The organism is Pseudomonas sp. GW821-FHT09C08 (assembly GCF_059418125.1).
This window is the reverse complement of record NZ_JBWKPG010000001.1, coordinates 1,044,484-1,061,553: the sequence shown is the minus strand read 5'-3', so window position 1 is coordinate 1,061,553 and position 17,070 is coordinate 1,044,484. Positions and strand designations below refer to the sequence as shown.

General features: G+C 56.3%; 26 protein-coding genes. 12 read left to right on the top strand and 14 right to left on the bottom strand.

Annotated features, from left to right (window positions below):
• Positions 1-28 precede the first annotated feature (28 nt).
• Complete coding sequence (locus tag AC07OJ_RS04440) at positions 29-685, top strand: hypothetical protein (protein WP_495094050.1); 657 nt, start codon at positions 29-31, stop codon at positions 683-685.
• A gap of 362 nt (positions 686-1,047) precedes the next feature.
• Here the strand turns inward: AC07OJ_RS04440 and yejK are convergent, their stop codons facing one another.
• The gene (yejK, locus tag AC07OJ_RS04435) at positions 1,048-2,055 is read right to left on the bottom strand and encodes a nucleoid-associated protein YejK (protein WP_495094049.1); all 1,008 of its coding nucleotides are present in this window, start codon (positions 2,053-2,055) and stop codon (positions 1,048-1,050) included.
• 105 nt (positions 2,056-2,160) lie between these two features.
• Here yejK and AC07OJ_RS04430 point away from each other — a divergent pair, with 105 nt between their 5' ends.
• Positions 2,161-2,760 (top strand): hypothetical protein, encoded by a 600-nt coding sequence (locus AC07OJ_RS04430; protein ID WP_495094048.1) that lies wholly within the window; start codon positions 2,161-2,163, stop codon positions 2,758-2,760.
• 37 nt (positions 2,761-2,797) lie between these two features.
• Here AC07OJ_RS04430 and AC07OJ_RS04425 read toward each other — a convergent pair whose 3' ends face one another.
• From AC07OJ_RS04425 to AC07OJ_RS04385, 9 genes are all read right to left on the bottom strand, one after another.
• Positions 2,798-3,109, bottom strand: a complete 312-nt coding sequence (locus AC07OJ_RS04425) for a hypothetical protein (protein ID WP_495094047.1) — start codon at positions 3,107-3,109, stop codon at positions 2,798-2,800.
• Positions 3,110-3,178: 69 nt separating this feature from the next.
• Entirely contained in the window at positions 3,179-3,649 is a 471-nt protein-coding gene (locus AC07OJ_RS04420) for a hypothetical protein (protein WP_495094046.1), read from the bottom strand.
• Positions 3,646-3,891, bottom strand: coding sequence for a hypothetical protein (locus AC07OJ_RS04415; RefSeq protein ID WP_495094045.1), 246 nt, complete (start codon positions 3,889-3,891; stop codon positions 3,646-3,648). The genes AC07OJ_RS04420 and AC07OJ_RS04415 overlap by 4 nt, the downstream gene beginning before the upstream one ends.
• A 7-nt stretch (positions 3,892-3,898) precedes the next feature.
• On the bottom strand, positions 3,899-4,462 hold the full coding sequence (locus AC07OJ_RS04410) for a siphovirus Gp157 family protein (protein ID WP_369005373.1): 564 nt from the start codon (positions 4,460-4,462) through the stop codon (positions 3,899-3,901).
• Positions 4,459-5,202 (bottom strand): hypothetical protein, encoded by a 744-nt coding sequence (locus tag AC07OJ_RS04405; RefSeq protein ID WP_369005374.1) that lies wholly within the window; start codon positions 5,200-5,202, stop codon positions 4,459-4,461. The genes AC07OJ_RS04410 and AC07OJ_RS04405 overlap by 4 nt, the downstream gene beginning before the upstream one ends.
• Positions 5,202-6,296, bottom strand: coding sequence for a hypothetical protein (locus tag AC07OJ_RS04400; protein WP_369005375.1), 1,095 nt, complete (start codon positions 6,294-6,296; stop codon positions 5,202-5,204). The genes AC07OJ_RS04405 and AC07OJ_RS04400 overlap by 1 nt, the downstream gene beginning before the upstream one ends.
• Positions 6,297-6,685: 389 nt before the next feature.
• Entirely contained in the window at positions 6,686-6,880 is a 195-nt protein-coding gene (locus AC07OJ_RS04395) for a hypothetical protein (protein ID WP_122757189.1), read from the bottom strand.
• On the bottom strand, positions 6,877-7,068 hold the full coding sequence (locus AC07OJ_RS04390) for a hypothetical protein (RefSeq protein ID WP_495094044.1): 192 nt from the start codon (positions 7,066-7,068) through the stop codon (positions 6,877-6,879). The genes AC07OJ_RS04395 and AC07OJ_RS04390 overlap by 4 nt, the downstream gene beginning before the upstream one ends.
• Positions 7,065-7,502, bottom strand: coding sequence for a hypothetical protein (locus tag AC07OJ_RS04385; protein WP_495094043.1), 438 nt, complete (start codon positions 7,500-7,502; stop codon positions 7,065-7,067). The genes AC07OJ_RS04390 and AC07OJ_RS04385 overlap by 4 nt, the downstream gene beginning before the upstream one ends.
• Positions 7,503-7,716: 214 nt before the next feature.
• Here AC07OJ_RS04385 and AC07OJ_RS04380 point away from each other — a divergent pair, with 214 nt between their 5' ends.
• Positions 7,717-8,007: a hypothetical protein gene (locus tag AC07OJ_RS04380; protein WP_495094042.1), complete on the top strand. Its 291-nt coding sequence runs from the start codon at positions 7,717-7,719 to the stop codon at positions 8,005-8,007.
• Here the strand turns inward: AC07OJ_RS04380 and AC07OJ_RS04375 are convergent.
• The gene (locus AC07OJ_RS04375) at positions 8,004-8,177 is read right to left on the bottom strand and encodes a hypothetical protein (RefSeq protein ID WP_495094041.1); all 174 of its coding nucleotides are present in this window, start codon (positions 8,175-8,177) and stop codon (positions 8,004-8,006) included. The two genes, AC07OJ_RS04380 and AC07OJ_RS04375, sit on opposite strands and share 4 nt — an antisense overlap.
• A 70-nt stretch (positions 8,178-8,247) precedes the next feature.
• The gene (locus tag AC07OJ_RS04370) at positions 8,248-8,502 is read right to left on the bottom strand and encodes a hypothetical protein (RefSeq protein WP_495094040.1); all 255 of its coding nucleotides are present in this window, start codon (positions 8,500-8,502) and stop codon (positions 8,248-8,250) included.
• A gap of 450 nt (positions 8,503-8,952) precedes the next feature.
• Between AC07OJ_RS04370 and AC07OJ_RS04365 the strand changes: the two genes are divergently transcribed.
• Positions 8,953-9,270 (top strand): DUF1654 domain-containing protein, encoded by a 318-nt coding sequence (locus tag AC07OJ_RS04365; protein WP_495094268.1) that lies wholly within the window; start codon positions 8,953-8,955, stop codon positions 9,268-9,270.
• A 122-nt stretch (positions 9,271-9,392) separates the two neighbouring features.
• On the opposite strand, the gene AC07OJ_RS04360 is transcribed toward AC07OJ_RS04365, so the two are convergent.
• Together AC07OJ_RS04360 and AC07OJ_RS04355 are read right to left on the bottom strand one after the other, a co-directional pair.
• Complete coding sequence (locus AC07OJ_RS04360; RefSeq protein ID WP_495094039.1) at positions 9,393-10,685, bottom strand: STAS-like domain-containing protein; 1,293 nt, start codon at positions 10,683-10,685, stop codon at positions 9,393-9,395.
• A gap of 311 nt (positions 10,686-10,996) precedes the next feature.
• A complete protein-coding gene (locus AC07OJ_RS04355) occupies positions 10,997-11,854 on the bottom strand; it encodes a S24 family peptidase (protein WP_495094038.1) in 858 nt (285 codons plus the stop codon).
• 106 nt (positions 11,855-11,960) lie between these two features.
• Between AC07OJ_RS04355 and AC07OJ_RS04350 the strand changes: the two genes are divergently transcribed.
• The 8 genes from AC07OJ_RS04350 (at position 11,961) to AC07OJ_RS04315 (ending at position 16,993) form a co-directional block, all read left to right on the top strand.
• Positions 11,961-12,167, top strand: a complete 207-nt coding sequence (locus AC07OJ_RS04350) for a Cro/CI family transcriptional regulator (RefSeq protein ID WP_315412988.1) — start codon at positions 11,961-11,963, stop codon at positions 12,165-12,167.
• A gap of 50 nt (positions 12,168-12,217) precedes the next feature.
• The gene (locus AC07OJ_RS04345) at positions 12,218-12,835 is read left to right on the top strand and encodes a DUF8585 domain-containing protein (RefSeq protein ID WP_495094037.1); all 618 of its coding nucleotides are present in this window, start codon (positions 12,218-12,220) and stop codon (positions 12,833-12,835) included.
• A gap of 69 nt (positions 12,836-12,904) precedes the next feature.
• A complete protein-coding gene (locus AC07OJ_RS04340) occupies positions 12,905-13,699 on the top strand; it encodes a Rha family transcriptional regulator (RefSeq protein ID WP_495094036.1) in 795 nt (264 codons plus the stop codon).
• Positions 13,696-14,625: a helix-turn-helix domain-containing protein gene (locus AC07OJ_RS04335; protein WP_457266482.1), complete on the top strand. Its 930-nt coding sequence runs from the start codon at positions 13,696-13,698 to the stop codon at positions 14,623-14,625. The genes AC07OJ_RS04340 and AC07OJ_RS04335 overlap by 4 nt, the downstream gene beginning before the upstream one ends.
• Complete coding sequence (locus tag AC07OJ_RS04330; protein ID WP_495094035.1) at positions 14,612-15,409, top strand: hypothetical protein; 798 nt, start codon at positions 14,612-14,614, stop codon at positions 15,407-15,409. Before AC07OJ_RS04335 ends, AC07OJ_RS04330 begins: the two co-directional genes overlap by 14 nt.
• Positions 15,406-15,876: a hypothetical protein gene (locus AC07OJ_RS04325; RefSeq protein WP_071486906.1), complete on the top strand. Its 471-nt coding sequence runs from the start codon at positions 15,406-15,408 to the stop codon at positions 15,874-15,876. The genes AC07OJ_RS04330 and AC07OJ_RS04325 overlap by 4 nt, the downstream gene beginning before the upstream one ends.
• On the top strand, positions 15,873-16,451 hold the full coding sequence (locus AC07OJ_RS04320) for a recombination protein NinG (protein ID WP_495094034.1): 579 nt from the start codon (positions 15,873-15,875) through the stop codon (positions 16,449-16,451). Before AC07OJ_RS04325 ends, AC07OJ_RS04320 begins: the two co-directional genes overlap by 4 nt.
• Entirely contained in the window at positions 16,448-16,993 is a 546-nt protein-coding gene (locus AC07OJ_RS04315) for a hypothetical protein (RefSeq protein ID WP_305453984.1), read from the top strand. The genes AC07OJ_RS04320 and AC07OJ_RS04315 overlap by 4 nt, the downstream gene beginning before the upstream one ends.
• Positions 16,994-17,070 lie beyond the last annotated feature (77 nt).

Below are 17,070 nucleotides of genomic sequence, written 5' to 3'. Positions count from 1 at the left end.
CGCCGATTCTTAAAATTTGGTGATTAGCATGGAACGCTTGAGAAAATCGGTTTGTAGCTTTTGGTTTTTATTGGTCTGCATCGTGTTTGTGAGCGCTTTTTTTGCTTCTTATTACTATTGGAAAATATTTGGCAGCCAACTATCTACGAATGCGTCAGATTGGTCGGCATTCGGTAGTTATTTTGGAGGGGTATTTGGCCCGCTGATATCTTTTTGTACTCTTCTGGCCGTTCTTAAAACGGTTTACTTACAGAGAGAATTGCTTGATGCGCAGAGGGAAGAATTTCGTGCTCTAAATCAGCTTCAATCTGAGACTCTCACGGCACAGTCAGAACAGTTGAATCTTGGTAAGGCGGAATCAAAGCATGCCGAGATACAGGCCTACCAGACGTCTCAGATTAATTTGCTTGAGATGTTCATTGAGCACCGCAGGCGAATTGTTGACAGCTTGGAAGCACATATATCTTCAACTAAGAATTCGGAAATTCCTATCGGCCAAAAAAAGGCAGCGCTCTCAAGTCTTCAAGCAAGACAGGTTAAAGCCCATAATGCAGCGAATGACCTATTGATTCTGGCTTTTGAAATTTCTGTAACGCAGTTTTCAGAAGTGAGCAAAATTAAGATGCTTCTTGCTGAAAAGCTGCCGGATATTCTAAATTTAGAAATGCCATCCTCCGAGGGGTAAAGGTTTTGCGGAGTCTCCTTCGCTGGCTGGCGTGATTCGTTGATATGGGGTATTACGGGTGACCGGGATGGAGCCGGATCAAGGAGGAAAGAGTGGACAGAAAACCCTCTAATAAGCTGCTAGCAGAGCAAAGTGGACTGACCATGGCTGAAGTCGGGACGTACTTGACGGAGCTAGTGTTGCAGCCTGACGGAAGCTGGATTGCTTACTTCGGCGCTGAGATCGAACGCTCGCCAGATGCCAGGACAAAGTTGGACGCGTCGCGAACGCTGTTGATTCCAGCCTGGCTCGCAAAGCATTGGGTTGATCGCGATATTGGGTAGGCGCCGCCCTCCGTCGAGCGTGCGGCGCAGCAGTTGGTGTTAGGCGGTCGCGCGCTTGAGCTGCTCGGTCAGTTGAGTGGGCAGCCCCCGCAGCGTCAGCGTGCCGCCTGCTTCGTCGAACTCGATCTTGTCGCCCAGCAGGTGCGCCTCGAAGCTGATCGACATGCCCTCGGCCCGGCCTGTGAAACGCCGGAATTTGTTGAGCGTCTTCTTGTCCGGCGGGAGGGTTTCGGAAATCCCGTAGTCCTTCCCCTTGATGAAGTCGTAAAAGCTCTTCGGCCGGTCTTCGTCGATCAGACCCGAGAGCTCGTCGAGAGTGATGGGTTCCCCCATCTTGGCCTGAGCCATGGAGTAGCTGACCAGGGTGTGCGTCTTCTCGCGGGCCGCATCTTCGACCATGTCCTCGCTTTCAACGAAGTCGCTGAACGCCTTCAGTAGCGTGCGCGTTTCGCTAGGCGCGTCGATCCCTTCCTGGCAGCCGATGAAATCGCGGAAATAGTCGTTGAGTTTGCGGCCCTGCTTACCCTTCAGGTACGAGATGTACTGCTTCGACTGCTTGTTGTTCTGCCATTCGCTGATGTTTATGCGCGCAGCCAGGCGGATGTGGTCCAGGTCCAGGCGGTTCACCGTCATCAGTGCGAGCTCTTCGGTCATCGTCACCGCTTCGGTTTCCTGCACCAGGGCGATGACCAGGTAATCGGTCAGGCCCTGCTGGTAGTGGCAGAAGAGGGCGTGCCCGCCGGTTGTGAGGTTCGACTCTTCCATCAGTTTGGTCAGGTGCTCGACGGCGGTGGTGCTGAAGGCCAGGAAGTCGGTTGCGCCAGCCAGGTACTTGCCGAGCCAGCCGCTCAATGGGTAAGCGGCTGATTCTTGATGGAAGAACCCCCAGCCCTTACCGGCAGTGGCGTTGTAGCTTTCGTTGAGCTGGCTCATCAGGTCGTCCCGGGCCTGGCTTTCGACCTGCTCGGAGACGCCAATAAACAGAACAGCCGGGGTGCCGTCTGGCTTCTTGTCGATCTTGTGGATGACACTGTGGCGAATGGGCATTGCTTTTACCTCGGGTAAGCGCCGCCCTCCGGTGATCGGTGGTGGCAATTTGGGTTTGGTTGGGGTATCTGTGACGACTGAATTGCATTCAGCTAGGAGCGGAAATTGACAATAGAAAATATGGTGGTAACGCTAAACCGAGTCCCGGAGATCAGAGCAATAGTTGATTCAGGTACAGATTGGACTGTCTTAGCCGGTTTCGCGCTTACCGCTGTTGCAGTGCTGGTCGGAGCTTGGGTTTCAATTTTCACATTCAAAAAAACCGCCAATAACCAAATGGTCCTGGCGAAAGCGGTGGCACTGAAAGAGAGCAGGCAAGCTTGGATCAACGAACTGCGTGACACGTGCTCTGATTACATTGCTGCTATCGGACTTTTACAGGCTCACGCTGATGGATCTGAAGCTCATGGAGCATTCATCCAAATCGTTAAGGCTGATGATCCAGCTACCGCTGCGGGCTTGAAAGAGACGTGGGAAGGCGAGAAAAGAAAGTTGTTAATGACAGCGTTTTCACTGAGCGCAAAAATACAGCTCCTCTCGAACCCTAAGGAGCCAGCCTTTGTGCAGCTCGCAACTGAAGTGCTCAGCGCTTTGGAACATGCCAGCACCCCAGGAGGTGGCGTTTACGGTAACTGCGGCAGAATTGTTGTGCTAGCTCAACAAATCCTGAAGATAGAGTGGAATCGAGCAAAAGAAATGCAGTGAATCCCCTCCGGTTACCGGATGCAGCGAGTAGGGTGAGTTATTCGTCGTGGCAGATGCGAAGGGCTTCGCGGTTATAGGCGAGCAGCAATTTTGCCGACACGTTTTCGGGTATCACGTATTCGTGTCGAGGCGGGGAGAGGAACTGTGCCGACCCTGCTGGGCCCAGGCCGTGCAGGTGGTGAATCATCAGGGTCATTGCCTCGCCTTGTTCCTCGATGCAGTTCCAGGCCATCAGGTCAGCCAAGGCCTGGCGGGTGCCGGCCATGGTGTGGAATCGCAATTCTTCCTCGCCGCGAGTCTTTCGCCTCGCCGCAGTCTTTGCCGATCGTTCTTTCTGCGCGGCAGCCATGGTCTACCTCTTCTATTCCGCTGGCCGGCAGTGCGAGCCAGGTTTGTCGTTTACGTTGCTGGGTGCGGGCTATGCGGCGCATGAATCGACCTTCACCTGGTGCCAGGCGCCGACCGCTTCGAAAATCCGCGCGGCGTGCGTCTCGTCCAGCGATATAGCTTCGGGAATGGCGATCCAGCCGGATGCCACCACCTGGCTTTGATTGGCCGAGTCGCGCAGCTTCTTGTAGCAATGCTCGATTACGTCTTCCAGATGGTCGGAGAGGTAGACGCCATCGGGCGCAACTTCCACTGACTTGCTGTAGCGGTCACCGCGGGCATCGATGCAAAGGGCGCTGAGGTAGATCGTCCATCGGTGGGGGACGCCGCAGACCGCCTGGCCAATCTTCCCTGGGGCGATGTTCTTCAGCGACTTGTAATTGATCATGCCCTGGCGGCCGCTGGGGTCGATGTTCACCACTGCGACGTGGTTGGCAGCCAGCAGCGAGCGGCACGACCGGGCGATGCGCGCCTGCAGGCTATGCGCCTTGCGTTTGCTCATAATGCCTCCGTGAGTTTGCGCAGCGCTTCACGCTCGGCCCGGGTGATGGGCGGCTTGCGGCGCTTGAGGATGGTTTCGGGATCGATCTTGGTGGAGCGGGGCGGTGGCAGAGGTTTGCGAGGCGGGCTCGGTAACTGCGCTACGGTTCCGCCGGCGGCCAGGAACTGCGCTGTACGTTCCGCGATTGAATCAACGTTCTGTCGCTGTTCCTCGACCAGACTTAGGTGGTTGCTGACGTACATGGCGACCTCACTTGATTCGGATCGAACTGTCGCCGCGCTCCAAGTGAGCCCAGGTAGGTTCGGGTAAAAGTTCGTGTTCAGCGTCTTCACCGGCTGCCACGCGCTTGCGCACCGCTTCGTTATGCTCGCGGATTTCCTTGAGCTTGGCGGCAATGGCCTTTTTGTCCGGAGCAATGCTCGACTTCACAGTGGTCAGTTCGTCCGGCACTGCATCTTCGTTGTCCACGATCACTCGTTCGCTGCCCATGGCCAGCGTGATGGTGAAGAGCGGACGCTTGATCGACTTGATGTTGGCGGCTTCCATGTTGCGGCGCAGGTAGTCGCTGATCTGCGAAACACTGTTGGACTTGATCCGCTTGAGTTCAGCCAGGCGCTCGATTTCGTTGTCGATAGCCGTCACGTCGCTTTCAATGTTTCGGCGCAACATGACGATATTGTCGGCCTTGTCGTTGAAGTCACCTTGCACTTCGTCCATGGCGTGCTGAAGAGCCTCTTTCAGGCCCTCATCATCGGTGTCGGCCATGGCCTGGAGCTCAGCCAGCTTGCCGGTCAGCGCGTAGAGTTGAGTCATGCTGCATCCTCAGTCAATTTTTCCAGAGTGGCTTTACGCTCTTCGAACGCCCGGGTGATCCGCGCGATGAAAGCCGGCTCGTTGCGGCGTGTTGCCTCACGAATGTATTTCACGTTCAGTGTTTTCAGCTCGTAGGCGGTTACCGCCTTGCCGATGGTCTCGACAGCCGAGGCGAGCCAGTCAATGCGCTCCTGTTTTTGGCGCAGAATTTCGGCGTCTTTGTCTTCAGCCTTCTCAATCTTGAATTCTTCGGTGATGGTGTCGACGTACGTGGGATCGTCGAACATACCCAGGTAAATGTCAGCCGCGAAGCCCAAGGCTTGCAGGCACTTACCGATGCCATCGGTGAGGGACTTTTTCGCCGTATCCCAGTCAGTAAGGATTTTCCCCTGCTGCAGGTATACGAATGGTGTGTGGCCGTACTGCTGGATTGTGCATTTCTGCCCGGCCTTGCCCGTGTACCAAAGCTCTACCTTTACGGTATGCACCTTCGCGCAGATCATTGGCGCTCCAGGCCATTCTTTCGTTGGCGCTTGAAGGGGCGCGCCTTCGTCAAAGCGATCCTCAAGAACTGTCCAGCCCCAGCCTTCACCGCACGGGCCAAACAGCTCTGTGGCCCGATGCATCAGGTAAGTGGGCCTGATGGCGGTCCCCTTGAAACCGCCTGCGCCCGTAAATTTTTTGGTGACCTCGGGGTCGGTAGTTTCGACCTGATTCCATATCCTGGTGTTCTCGGACATCACTTGTTCCTCCAGCCGTCAGCACGCTTGGCCAGCTCCTTGAAGGAAGCCGCCGGCAGCCTGCTCATGTATTTTTTGTTGTCGCGATACCATTCTTCCAGGGCGGCTTTGGGCGTCTGGATGGCAACGACGTGGGAGACCTGCTGCTTGTACGAAGTCGAGTTTGAAACCTGAGAGTGGAAGGTCCGGCTCACCACTACGGTGTTGGTCATTCCCTGCTTGACCAGGTTGTTCAGTTCTTCCTGGGATTGAACGGCAATTGCACCGGGGTGCTTCTGCTGGAACAACCTGTAGCAGGCCTCTCTCACAAGCTCGGTGCTGCCGTACTCGACATATTCAACATCGGGAATCCCTGCCTCGATCTTCTCTGCCACTTCATCCAGGCGGCCCGTGTCGATCCAGGCGTTTTTCGACACCTGTTTCAAATCCCATCCGCTAACCGTTTGGCGGTCTCGCTCAAGCTGCAGATGCTCGGGGAGGATGTCGTAGCCGTAGGTAAGATCGGTGTCGCATACGAAGAGGGTGCCGACGTACAGCTTGCCGGGCCGGGAGGGCAGGATGTGGCCGTACTTGGTGCCGATCACGTCGCTCATTGGTGGCTGCATGCGCAGGCACATGCTGCGGATTTCCGTTTCGTCATCAACGGAGAGGCCGGAGACGACGAATTCAACACCCTGATTCTGCCGGTGCGCCGGGGTCTCGTTGATGCATAACACTTCGGCGTCGAACTGGTCGCTGTGCCGGAACTCTGGTACCCATTGTCTGTTGCCGTTCAGCACCTTCACGTCGTAGCCATTTCGGGTCAGTACCAGCAGGGCGATTTTGTAGCCCTCGCCGAAGCTGCCGATTGCGTCGGAGCGGTCAGCCTTGGAGGTGTTGCCCAGCACCAGCGTGCTGGCCTCCAGCCTTGCAAAGCGGCTGGTGATGAACAGCTGGCCGTCGGCGAATGCATATTCAAACGGCGACTCGCTGTCCAGCGCGTTCTGTACCAGCTCCCGTATGGCTTCTTTCAGGCCCCAGTGGCGGACGTAATCGCGAGACAGGGGAAGTTCGTAGGATTTAGAACGAATGCGATCTGCAATTGCTGCGAGCATGACTATCTCCCGCGCCATCCTTGCGGTGGGCGCTGTGCGGAATAATTTATTGGGTGATCAGGCCGCCGATGGCGGGCCCAAAGAAAACGATGGTGAGGAAGGTCAGGCCTACGATGGTCGACAGGGCACGGATGGCGCGGCGCCGGTGCTGCTGGTGGGTGGTCATGGCATACACCACTGGCTGCCGCAGTAGTAGCGACCATCATCAAAGTTCGGGGGGCCGGATTTGCGCCCGCATCCGCACTCAACTTCCTCCTCGATTTCCCCCTCTGACTGGTCAGCCAGTTGGCAGTTAGTGCCGCCGCAGTGCGGGCACTCGGTATGGGCCAAGCTACTGAATGGGCCAACCCAACGAATCCCGGCCTGGTTGCAGTTTCCGCAAATCATCGTCATGGCCGAACCCTCACCGCAATTCGACCGCCCTTCATGGTTGCCGCCAAGCGCTTCGGCAAGGTCGCCACGGCACGCTCACGCGGCTGGCCGATCACTTCATTGAAGGGAAGGCCAAAGCCCAGCATGATCAGCTTCGACTCAACTTCGTCGAGCTGCTCGTCGATCAGTGATTTAACCGGTGCAGTGCTCATGCAGCCTCCTTGCGGAGCCTGGTGATTTTCAGCAGGCGCTGGCAGTAGTGGTTGAATTCTTCGACGGTGATCGCGTCGCCGGTGAGCATGTTGGTGATCATCCGCACCACCACCGCCTGGGCGCCGGGCTCGCTGGCGGGATGCTCCAGGGCCTCCAGCGCCTCATCGATCAGGATGTGCGGGCTCATAGGTCTGCATCCACGTCGTCTTCTGCCTCTTCCCGTTCCGCTGCTACTGCGTCGGCGGCGTAGGGCCGGAGAAGGTCCATGGCGATCCGCTCGGCGGCCTCGATGGGGTGGGGCTGGCCGATCAAGTCAGCAGCGTGTCCGCGTGAATCTGCCTGGCCGCCGAGGATCGACGACAAGAACAGTCGAGCAAGTGAGTCGCGCTCGTCCAGGCCGTCGATCTGGCGCTGGTTCAGGTGGCCTTGCAGAGCAGTGCAGAACCGATCGAACGTCACCACTTGGGACTGGCCGTAGCGGCGCTTCCACTTGATGTCGACGCCGCACACCAGGCGCTCCGCCGAATGCTCGAGCCAGTCCGTCACCTCGTCGCTCTCGCTGACCTCTGGAGGCAACTGAGCGTCGTAACGCTCTTGGCAAATATTCAATGCTGCGTTCATGGTCGCCTCCAAGGTGGCGGGTTGTTCACCTGTATTCGTCAACACTCACTTCTCCCGCTGGTTGCCGATGGGCGCGGGGGAGGAGTGCTGACGGGTAGAGGCGGGGAAGAGGTATGCCTGTTTTTGCAGGGGCAGGCACCCTGTTTCCTCGCTTTCCACAGTCGAGGGAAAACCATATGCTTCGGCTTCCACAGTCGAGATAAGGAATATCGTTATGGCGCAGTACTTGGTGCGTGTTGAGCTGTTCGGGGCGAACGCAAAAGGGTATGAAGATCTTCACGAAAGAATGGAAGCTTTAGGCCTGAAGAGGACGGTGACATTCACCGGTGGAGTTATCCACGAAATGCCAACTGGCACGTACTTTGGCCCCAGCGGTCTTGATGTCACGGCTCTCAGGGATCGAGTAAGAGCAACTGCGGCCACTGTCTCGCCCCATAAGGATCCAGCTATTTTTGCCTGCCAGATCAAAGACCAAGAGTGGTCTGCGTTTTTGTATCCGGCTTAGCGTTTAGACCCGCCCGAGCAGCCTGCCGCATTCCTGCCCTTGGGCATCCGTTCCACCCATTGCTTTAGGTTCCCCATCGCGATTGCGAAGGCCTCATCAAAACTGATGACTTCGTCGGTCGCGATTTCTTGCACAATTTCCTGCACCTGCTCTATCTGAGCTTCGTTCATGGATGCTCTCCGCTGTTATGGTTAGTTCCCAATGCATCCGGGTAACCAGGTGCATCAGTGAAAAGGCCCGTCATGCTGCGAACATATCTTGCTGATGCGGCTGCGGCATGCAGCGCCGGAGCCCGGCGCGGATGGCTGATTCCAGCAGTTCGGCGTCTTGCTCAAGCTCAGGGAATTCCCCGGCAAATTCGCTCACCGCGCTGCGCAGTCCGGCCGCCTCACGCTGCAGAGTTGGAATCACGATGCCGATCATGTTGCCGATCGTGCGCAGATCCAGGCTGCATTCCCGGCACAGCCGGATGTAGTCGAGCATGTACTTCGGCATTTCACTTCCTCCGTTGGATTTCCAATGCCGCCTCATAGAAGCGGCATCAGTAAATCTGTGGGTGCCTCATCTCCACCACGCGCATCGCCCGATTCATATCTCTGGCCGGCGTCACACATTTCGTGAACGGTGTTCTTCGCCTACCGGCTTGCGTGGTTTCGCGTACTCACATCTGGTGAGCACGGCCAGTACCAGAGCTGGCGTGGAGATCGAATTTATTGTTCGCGCTGTGCCCGTTGCCGGGGATCGATCTGCGAAGGTCCTGAGCTGTTAAAGAGCGGTCAGGCCGTGAGGCCCTGGCGAGTCCCTGTTGGGTTACTCGATGGAGCGAACATTAACCGGCGGTTATATTGCGAGTCAATACCGGCGGTTAATTAATTTTGTGTGATGGAGATGTATGCTCAACGAGTACTGGATATGCATACAGTTTTTTGGATGAAAGGTGATGGTATGGCTAAGGTGACAAAGCAAGCGCGACCAGTGGAACGCGAAGAAATAAGCGGAATGGAGCGCCTTGCACTACGCGTCTCATCGATGATCAATCACCCCGTGGCGCAGGCGCAGCGCTGGGTCACGATTCATCGCTTGGACACAGACGGTGATCGGGAATGGGAAGAGGTGCTGAGTGTGATCGTTGATACCGACGAGCTTGAGCTGACCCTCAATGACGACGGCAGCGTGACTGTGAGGTGGGAGCAGCAGGAGGTAGTGATGGCGGGGAAGGGCGGAGCGGAGTTTGAACTGGAAGAAGAGCCGGCGCCATTCTGACGTGTAAAGAAAAGCCCTTCGTTTTAAGGAAGGGCTTTTCGGGTAGGCATTTCGCCGGAGATCGAGGGAAGGGCGACTCCTTTCGCATCGACAACCTTTTATGGTCGGGTATTGGGCTTTTGTCAAGTGTTGTCGTCGAGGATGAAATCGATGGTTTCTCTGATTTCAGGTGCAGCGTTTACGACCTTTATTTTTTTGTAGGCAGCCATTCCGAGAATCTTTATCGGCGATGCGAGTAGGGCGCTCAGGAAACTGTGAGGCGAACTAACAACATTGTCAAAATCGATGACGATGGATTTTCCTTCCTCAATTGCTGGGAAAATTCGTTTGTCGCGGAATCGTATTGCAGCCTCTTTGTCTTCCGCATATTTTCCAAAGAAGTTGAATATGCCGATTACAAAACGACCATTTTCCTCGTTGCTATCACCTAGTTTTTGTTCTTTGTCTGCTGAATCGCGAAACTCTTGCATCATCTTGTGCAAAAGGAAGGTTGTGTTCTGCTCAAGTCGTAGCGATACAAGCACCAAGGTTCCTGGCCATGGGTGGTTTAGTTTTCTTTGGGTTACATCTCTCGGGGAGATATGTACGAGGCCATTGCGCGACAAGACGTGCATGTCGGCGTTGAGGCGCCGAATGATATTTGAGGATATGTAAAGCCCCATGCCGGCATTATTTTTTGCCTTGTATGGGTCAGCACTCCCAAATGTGCCAGAAACTTTAGCGCGGAGGGCAAACTCAATGGCCTCTTCGTCGCTTTCCAAGGGGGGGAAAGCCTGCTCTACGTGTTTTTTTATTCCGATTCCGAGATCCGCAATGATGAACTGGATTTCATTTCTGCTTTTATACCAAGTGAATTGCACAAGGGAAGGAATGCGAGTATTGCCTTCATAACATGTTCCGTGCTCCATGGTGTTGTATAGGAGTTCGCTAAGAACATAGCGTAGGGTGTTTTCATACTCAACGTTGAAGCCTTTTGTGTAACTCTCCGCGGATTGAATGATCGATCCAAAATCGTCCGCGTTTCTCAAGGCAAACAATGGTTTGAATTGATGGCCTTTAAATTGTTGCTCTTCATTAAAAAGAACGGGGAACAGGCCGCGCGCGCCCATGCTTCTCCACATTTCGCTTGCGCCAGTTCCCCTGTCATTTTCAATGTAAGTGACCCTGCATCCCTGAGTTTTGAGCTGCCATCCATAAATTGCAAGAAGGGATAAGGCTTGATAGTTTGCGGTGTGGCACTGAGTTAGATCAATTTCGACTGGAGTGTTATGAATATCCCAATTGAAGAAGTTCATAAGTCTATCGAAGTTGTAGACGTTATGCTCTTTGAAGGAGAATCTCGGGGGAACGGTTAGGCGCTCGGCTCGTTGTTTTTCGAGTTCTCTTTTCAGTTCTTCAAATCCTTCGTGGTGCATCAATTCTTCCTTTTGAGTTATTCGGTGAAAATTGACCTATTTGTTTGAGCGTCAGTCACACATCACTATTCTTTAATGGCTTACGTAGCCATGACTACGACGCAAGGTGAAGTATCAATTCAGTAGCGTGGTTCATCCAAGAACTATGATTTCTCTCTCGGCCCAACTGCACAAAGTAGTTCATAGCAAATGCGCATTCCAAACAAGCAGCACACGCGCCTTAATTTAAGTGAGTCACTCAGCCTTCCCCGCTCAATCCTTCCCACCCTCATCTCATCCGCATACACCGCCGGCTTGTCCCAGCCGGAATTTTACACCGGTTGCCCGTTCCACACGTAAAGAACCCGGGCCAGGATATGAGTGTCATCCACTCGGATGTCCTCAGGATCGTGGTGCTTGTTGTCCGAGATCATCTTGAAGCGGTCTTTGCCTTTCTTTTGAAGGCGCTTCACGTACAGCATCTCGTCGTGGGAGAAGAGGTAGATCCCGTCCCCAGTGAACTCCCGGATCGTGATGTCAACGAGCAAGGGGTCGCGATCCTTGATCGTCGGGGCCATTGACTGACCCCATCCGGTGATCATCTTGAGGTGGAAGTGCTCTTTGAAGGTGACGCCCAGGTCACGCAGGTGCTTCGGGCTGACCCTGATGTCCTGGAGCATTTCTGGGTATTCGTGCGGGATCTGCCCGCCGCCCATTGCCGCGCGCACGTCGTAGTGAGCAATCCACACCTCGTCACCTACTTGCCCAGGCTGGTAATACTTGATCTCCGTCGAGTCATCCGATTCAGCGGCAGCAAGTAGGCGTCGACGAGACTCCTCAGAAAGTCCCTTTCCCTGCTTCGTCAACATCTGTCGCACCAATTCAGCAGCAGAAAATCCCGCGCCGGCCGATCCCTCCCCTCCGCTTGTCAGCCCGCTGATCTCTTTCGCAAGTCGTTTGCTGAATTTCTCAACAGGCACATCCAACAGACGGGATAGCACTGCCGCGAATTTTGGATTGAGTGGATTGGTTCCGTTTAGATACATCGCGACAGCTGCCGCAGAAATATCCGCGGCCTCGGCAAGGCTCGCCTGGGTAAGCCCAAGCGCATTTTTCTTCGATACGAATAACGCCTTGGCTGCTTCGCACTCGGCTTTCAGTTCGGGTGATAACTCTTTCTTTTTGCTCATCCGTGAAATTTAACCGTTGGTTAACTTAAAAGCGGCAACCGGCGGTATTGCTACAAAACTAACCGCCGGTTAATATTGGGCTGACGAATATTGCTGAGGCAACGACATGAAGAAGACGCCACTGCCAGAACTGGTTGAGCGAATTGGTCAGTCCGCTGTCGCCAAGGGCCTTGGCGTTAGCGCACCAGCCATTTCCAAAGCCCTAAAGGCTTCCAGGGAGATCCTGGTAATTGAACACGAAGACGGGAGGCTGACTGCGGAAGAGGTTCGACCGTTTCCGTGCCAGCTCTCTGTACAAAAGACAGCCGCCTGACATCCCTATCCGCCGATCCATTGAAGCCAGATTAGAAGAGAGCAGTCCCCATGCAAACGTCCAGTTCCAGACACACCGTACAAACCCGTGATCAGGTGCTGGTCGCCCACGCTGCAAATCAGATCGCACGCACCAGCCTGAGCCAGGACGACTTCGCGCAGGCGCTTAGTCGCGAACTGCATCTGTCGTGCCCGGAGAAGGCCATTGCCAAGGAGGTGCCTGACTTCGCCGCGCTTACCTTGCAGAACGACGTGTCCGACTTTGTGAAGGCGACCGGCCGCTGGCTCAAGCGTGTTCAGCGATGGCTGTCTGGCGATCAGGAAATGCCGTCCTGGCTGGAAGAGTCGTGGGTCAACGCCCTTGAGCCTGAATTTCGAGACCACTGCGTAAACGAGCTGGCAAGCCGCCACGGTCTGACCGGTGCCCGCCAAATGACCAGCGACCAATGCGCGAACAAAAGTTTCGGCGCACTGATCCGCGCCCTGGGCGATGTGATCGACACCGGCAGCGAAGTGTTCGACGACCAGGTGATGTGCGAGCAGGACCTGCCGCACTTGCCTGCGTTCGCGAAGCAATGCCGCCAGGTTGAGGCGAAGGCGGGGGAGTTAGGGCGCAAGGCTGAGCAGCTGATGAAGGACGCACGGCCGAATTTGAAATCCATCGCCTGATTGCCAGGCACAAAAAAGCCGACGTTCGAGGTCGGCTTTTTCTACAGCGGTAAACAACTGGAGCGAATCATGCACCAACACACAGAATCGATCAATAGCCCCAACAATCTCGCGCCACGTTTTCCGCAATCTCAAAACGTGGCGCGAACTATGTCGTCTGTAGAAATTTCTGAGTTGACCCGGAAGATGCACAAGAACGTGCTGGCCGACATCCGCGCAATGTTCGTAGAACTGGAAATCGACTCGGCTGAATATTCAGCCCAGTACAAAGACAGCACTGGGCGCTTCCTCCCGTGCTTCAACCTCGACAGGGAGATGACTGACACCCTGCTTACCGGCTACAGCGCCAGAATGCGGTTGGCAGTTGTTCGTCGGTGGAGGGAGCTGGAGGAGCAGATTGCGAAACCACAGCAGCTCTCCACTATCGAAATACTGCAGATCGCCATGGAGTCTGAAAAGGCCCGCTTGATGCTCACCGCCCAGGTCGAGCAGCAGGCCACAAAGATCCATTCCTTGGAGAATCTGTTCAAGGAAGGTATGACCCACACCCAGTTCTGCAAGGGCCTCAATGGGGTCAACGTCATGCAGGTGGGCAAGTACCTGGAAGCACGCAGCTGGCTCTACAACGAGAGCAAGTCCGGCATCCGTCACCGTGTTGGGGCGTACGCTCGTGACAAGTACATGACCGAGCACCAGGTCGAAGTCACCCCTCACGGAAAAGACCCATTCATCTCCTACACGCCAATCCTGCTGAAGAAGGGCGCCGCACGCCTATACGACCTGTACCTGGCTGGCGAGCTGCCCATGAAGCAGACATGGGACGGCCTGTTCACGCACGATAAAGCAGTTCGAGGTGCAGCGTGAGCATGGGCCTTATGGTCGCCGCAATGAAGCTTCGCGTCGGCAATCCATTGCGCAAGCTTGTCCTGATCAAGCTGGCCGACAACGCCAGCGACGTAGGCGAGTGCTGGCCGTCCTATCAGCATATCGCCGACCAGTGTGAGATCAGCAAGCGCTCTGTCATGAATCACATCACAGCCTTGTGTGAGGCGGGACTGTTGCGCAAGGAAATCCGGAAGGGTGGTCCGAAGGGGAATTCGTCGAACGTTTACTTCCTCACCCTCGACGGGGGTGGTGCACCTCCTGCACCAGGGGTAGCGCAGAAGATTCACCCGGGTAGTGCAGCAGGTTCACCCCCTAGTGAATCTCCTGCACCAGGGGGTAGTGCAGCAGCTGCACCCAGAATCAGTAACTCTCTTGAACCAGTCATGGAACCGGTCATTGAACCAATTACACCCCCGGCCTCCGCCGAGGTTGTGCCGGCTCAGTCCCGCGGCTTGGTGCTAGTGGTTGATCGCACCGATGCCCCACGGGTTGAGATCCCCGCCGACATGCCGGGCCCCAAAGACCAGACCTGCAAAACCTTCAAGGTCTGGGCGAACTACGCCATGGCTTACCGCAAGCGCTACAGCGCTTGGCCGGTGTGGAACGCCAAGGTCGGTGGCCAGCTCGGCCAACTGGTTGACCGGCTCGGCGCCGACGTCGCCCACCACGTCGCTGCCCACTTCCTGAAAACCAGCGACGCCGCTGTGCTGCGCAAGTGCCACAGCCTCAACGAGCTGCTGGCCAACGCTGAGAGCTATCACACCCAGTGGGTGACCGGTCAGCGCATCAACGGCACAACCGCCCGCCAGATGGAACGGACAGAGGCGAACCACTCCGCAGCAGAACAGGCCGCCCAGATGGTTTTGGCCAAACGCCAAGCAGGTGACCGCAATGAATACCTTTGAAATGAATGACCAGCAGGTTGCCGGATTGGCCGCCGCCATCTGCGCCACAGCCGAGGCAATGGGACAGGAAATGAACCCAGGCACCGCGGCGATGATGGCTGAGGACCTTTGCGCTTACCCGGTGCCCATCGTCAAGGCCGCGCTGAAGGCTTGTCGCTTCGAAGTGAAGGGCAAGCTGGCTATGGCTGACATCCTGCAGCGTGTCCAAACCTCCGACGGCCGCCCTGGGAAGGACGAGGCTTGGGCCATCGCCATGACCACCAACGATGAATTTGAAACCGTGGTGCTGACCGACGAGATCCAGCTGGCGCTTGCCGCTGCGAAACCCATCTTGGATGGTGGCGACAAAATCGGTGCGCGCATGGCGTTCATCGACGCCTACCAAAGGTTCGTGGGCCAGGCCCGCGAGGATGCGAAACCAGTCAACTGGCACGTGTCCGTGGGCTTCGACGCCAACCGCCGTATCCAGGCTGTGACCAAGGCGATGGAGCTGAAGCGCATTCCTCGTGAGCGCGGCCAGAAGTACCTGGCAGACCTGAGCGTCGAGCCGATCACTGAGGACGGTCGCGCCATCGCCGGCTTGCTCACTGGCACCGTCACACGGCCAGAGCCCCAGCTTCGGCAGAAGTTGGAACTGGTGAAAAACTCGATGCTGGAAATGCGCAAGGCCAGTGCCGAACGGAAAACCGAAATGCGGATTGACGCGGCAAATGAGTTGGCGGATCGCAGGGCGCTGCTCATCAAGCAAGCTCAGGAACTGGAAGCGAAGAGGGCGGCGCCATGACCGACAAAATCAGCGTGAACTGCCAGGCCAAGCTCTCTGAGGCTATCACCAAGTTGAGCGCCATGTACCGCGACAAGAAGTTCGTGGTGGTCTCCCTGCGCCCGGGCAAGGACCGCACGCTTGACCAAAATCGGTTGTGGTTCGGGATGTACAAGCGCATCGCCGAAATGACCCAGATCGGTGACGCGGCTGACGCCCGACGCTACTGCAAGCTGCATTTCGGCGTGCAGATCCTGCTGAATGAAGATGCTGGCTTTCAGGCCGAGTGGTACCGGGTCATGCGTCATCTGCCCTACGAAACGAAGCTGGCCATGATGGGGGAGTGTCATCTGTTCGGCCCCGACGGTTTCCCGGTGACCAGCCTGTTCAATCGCGCCCAGGGTATCAATTACACCGACCGCATCGCCGCCTATTTCACAGGCCAAGGTGTGGTTTTCACTGATCTACTCAGCAAGGAGGCTGCATGATCGCCAAGCAACCCAAACCAAAGAAGTGCAAGAACCCAGCATGCGGCATCAGCTTTCCGTCGCAGCGCCTGGGCCAGGCCGTATGCAGCCCGAAGTGCGGCCTGGCCATCAAAGACGTGAACCAGGCCAAAGCGCGTAAGTCGCTGGCCGATATCGGCCGCAAGGAGCTGCGCGCGGCGAAAGTGAAGATCAAGTCACGTGCCCAGCACATGAAAGAGGCACAGACAGCGTTCAACGCCTGGGTCCGTGAGCGGGACATCGGCCTTCCATGTGTGAGCTGTGGCCGGCACCACAACGGTCAGTGGCACGCCGGGCATTACCGCACCGTTGGCGGCAACCCTGAGCTTCGCTTTGAGCCGCTGAATGTGTGGCGCCAGTGCGCGCCGTGCAACAACCACAAGTCGGGCGACATCGTGAATTACCGGTTGGAGCTGGTGAAGCGCATTGGTGTCGACAAAGTGGATTGGCTGGAAGGGCCTCACGAGCCCCAGCGCTACACCATCGAGCAGTTGCAGGCCATCAAGGCCGAATACCGCGCAAAGACCAGAGAGCTGAAAAAAGGGGAAGCCGCATGACCTATCGCAACGTTGTTTCAGCAGTAGTTCGAGCCCTCGCGGCCGAGACCATCAGTTCCGCCGGCGGCTGCGACTTTGAGCCCAAGGTGCAGTGTGCCAAGCAGAAGGGGGAGATCGTGGGCAAGGAGGCGGCGTTTCTCCAAGACTGCTGGGTGTTCGGTCGGCTGCATAAGGCGCTTACCCCGGCGCACTGGCGGGCACTGGTGGCCAAGTACTCCACCCACGAGGAGCGCAAGCACGGCGCGATCCTGGAGCTGCTGAATTCGGTAAAGTCGCCGGCGCCGAAACGGTTTCGTGAGTGCGCTGTGCTGACGTGGGCTATTCCGCAGGTTGCCGGTGCCGAGGGAAAACGTTCCGCCGCTGTGCTGCCGGCCGCCTGGTATGACATCACCAATTGGGACAATGACGGCAAGCCGGAATCGACGCGGTACCGGTGGCGCTCAGGGATCCGCAAGACGCTGGATGACCAGGTGAATGAGGCGCTCACTGCGGCTCAGGAGCTGCTCGACGCAGAGGGGCTTATCGAAAGTTGCGCGGCGTAGCAAATAGCCATTGCAATGAGTGAGAAAGTGAGAGAGTATTTACCCATCCTGTCGATCTTGCGCGTTAGGGATTGACA

Coding starts and splice junctions, on each gene's coding strand:
- AC07OJ_RS04440 (WP_495094050.1), top strand. CDS start 29: ATGGAACGCTTGAGAAAATCGGTTTGTAGCTTTTGGTTTTTATTGGTC.
- yejK (WP_495094049.1), bottom strand. CDS start 2,055: ATGCCCATTCGCCACAGTGTCATCCACAAGATCGACAAGAAGCCAGAC.
- AC07OJ_RS04425 (WP_495094047.1), bottom strand. CDS start 3,109: ATGGCTGCCGCGCAGAAAGAACGATCGGCAAAGACTGCGGCGAGGCGA.
- AC07OJ_RS04420 (WP_495094046.1), bottom strand. CDS start 3,649: ATGAGCAAACGCAAGGCGCATAGCCTGCAGGCGCGCATCGCCCGGTCG.
- AC07OJ_RS04415 (WP_495094045.1), bottom strand. CDS start 3,891: ATGTACGTCAGCAACCACCTAAGTCTGGTCGAGGAACAGCGACAGAAC.
- AC07OJ_RS04410 (WP_369005373.1), bottom strand. CDS start 4,462: ATGACTCAACTCTACGCGCTGACCGGCAAGCTGGCTGAGCTCCAGGCC.
- AC07OJ_RS04405 (WP_369005374.1), bottom strand. CDS start 5,202: ATGTCCGAGAACACCAGGATATGGAATCAGGTCGAAACTACCGACCCC.
- AC07OJ_RS04400 (WP_369005375.1), bottom strand. CDS start 6,296: ATGCTCGCAGCAATTGCAGATCGCATTCGTTCTAAATCCTACGAACTT.
- AC07OJ_RS04395 (WP_122757189.1), bottom strand. CDS start 6,880: ATGAGCACTGCACCGGTTAAATCACTGATCGACGAGCAGCTCGACGAA.
- AC07OJ_RS04390 (WP_495094044.1), bottom strand. CDS start 7,068: ATGAGCCCGCACATCCTGATCGATGAGGCGCTGGAGGCCCTGGAGCAT.
- AC07OJ_RS04385 (WP_495094043.1), bottom strand. CDS start 7,502: ATGAACGCAGCATTGAATATTTGCCAAGAGCGTTACGACGCTCAGTTG.
- AC07OJ_RS04380 (WP_495094042.1), top strand. CDS start 7,717: ATGGCGCAGTACTTGGTGCGTGTTGAGCTGTTCGGGGCGAACGCAAAA.
- AC07OJ_RS04375 (WP_495094041.1), bottom strand. CDS start 8,177: ATGAACGAAGCTCAGATAGAGCAGGTGCAGGAAATTGTGCAAGAAATC.
- AC07OJ_RS04370 (WP_495094040.1), bottom strand. CDS start 8,502: ATGCCGAAGTACATGCTCGACTACATCCGGCTGTGCCGGGAATGCAGC.
- AC07OJ_RS04365 (WP_495094268.1), top strand. CDS start 8,953: ATGGCTAAGGTGACAAAGCAAGCGCGACCAGTGGAACGCGAAGAAATA.
- AC07OJ_RS04360 (WP_495094039.1), bottom strand. CDS start 10,685: ATGCACCACGAAGGATTTGAAGAACTGAAAAGAGAACTCGAAAAACAA.
- AC07OJ_RS04355 (WP_495094038.1), bottom strand. CDS start 11,854: ATGAGCAAAAAGAAAGAGTTATCACCCGAACTGAAAGCCGAGTGCGAA.
- AC07OJ_RS04350 (WP_315412988.1), top strand. CDS start 11,961: ATGAAGAAGACGCCACTGCCAGAACTGGTTGAGCGAATTGGTCAGTCC.
- AC07OJ_RS04345 (WP_495094037.1), top strand. CDS start 12,218: ATGCAAACGTCCAGTTCCAGACACACCGTACAAACCCGTGATCAGGTG.
- AC07OJ_RS04340 (WP_495094036.1), top strand. CDS start 12,905: ATGCACCAACACACAGAATCGATCAATAGCCCCAACAATCTCGCGCCA.
- AC07OJ_RS04330 (WP_495094035.1), top strand. CDS start 14,612: ATGAATACCTTTGAAATGAATGACCAGCAGGTTGCCGGATTGGCCGCC.
- AC07OJ_RS04325 (WP_071486906.1), top strand. CDS start 15,406: ATGACCGACAAAATCAGCGTGAACTGCCAGGCCAAGCTCTCTGAGGCT.
- AC07OJ_RS04320 (WP_495094034.1), top strand. CDS start 15,873: ATGATCGCCAAGCAACCCAAACCAAAGAAGTGCAAGAACCCAGCATGC.
- AC07OJ_RS04315 (WP_305453984.1), top strand. CDS start 16,448: ATGACCTATCGCAACGTTGTTTCAGCAGTAGTTCGAGCCCTCGCGGCC.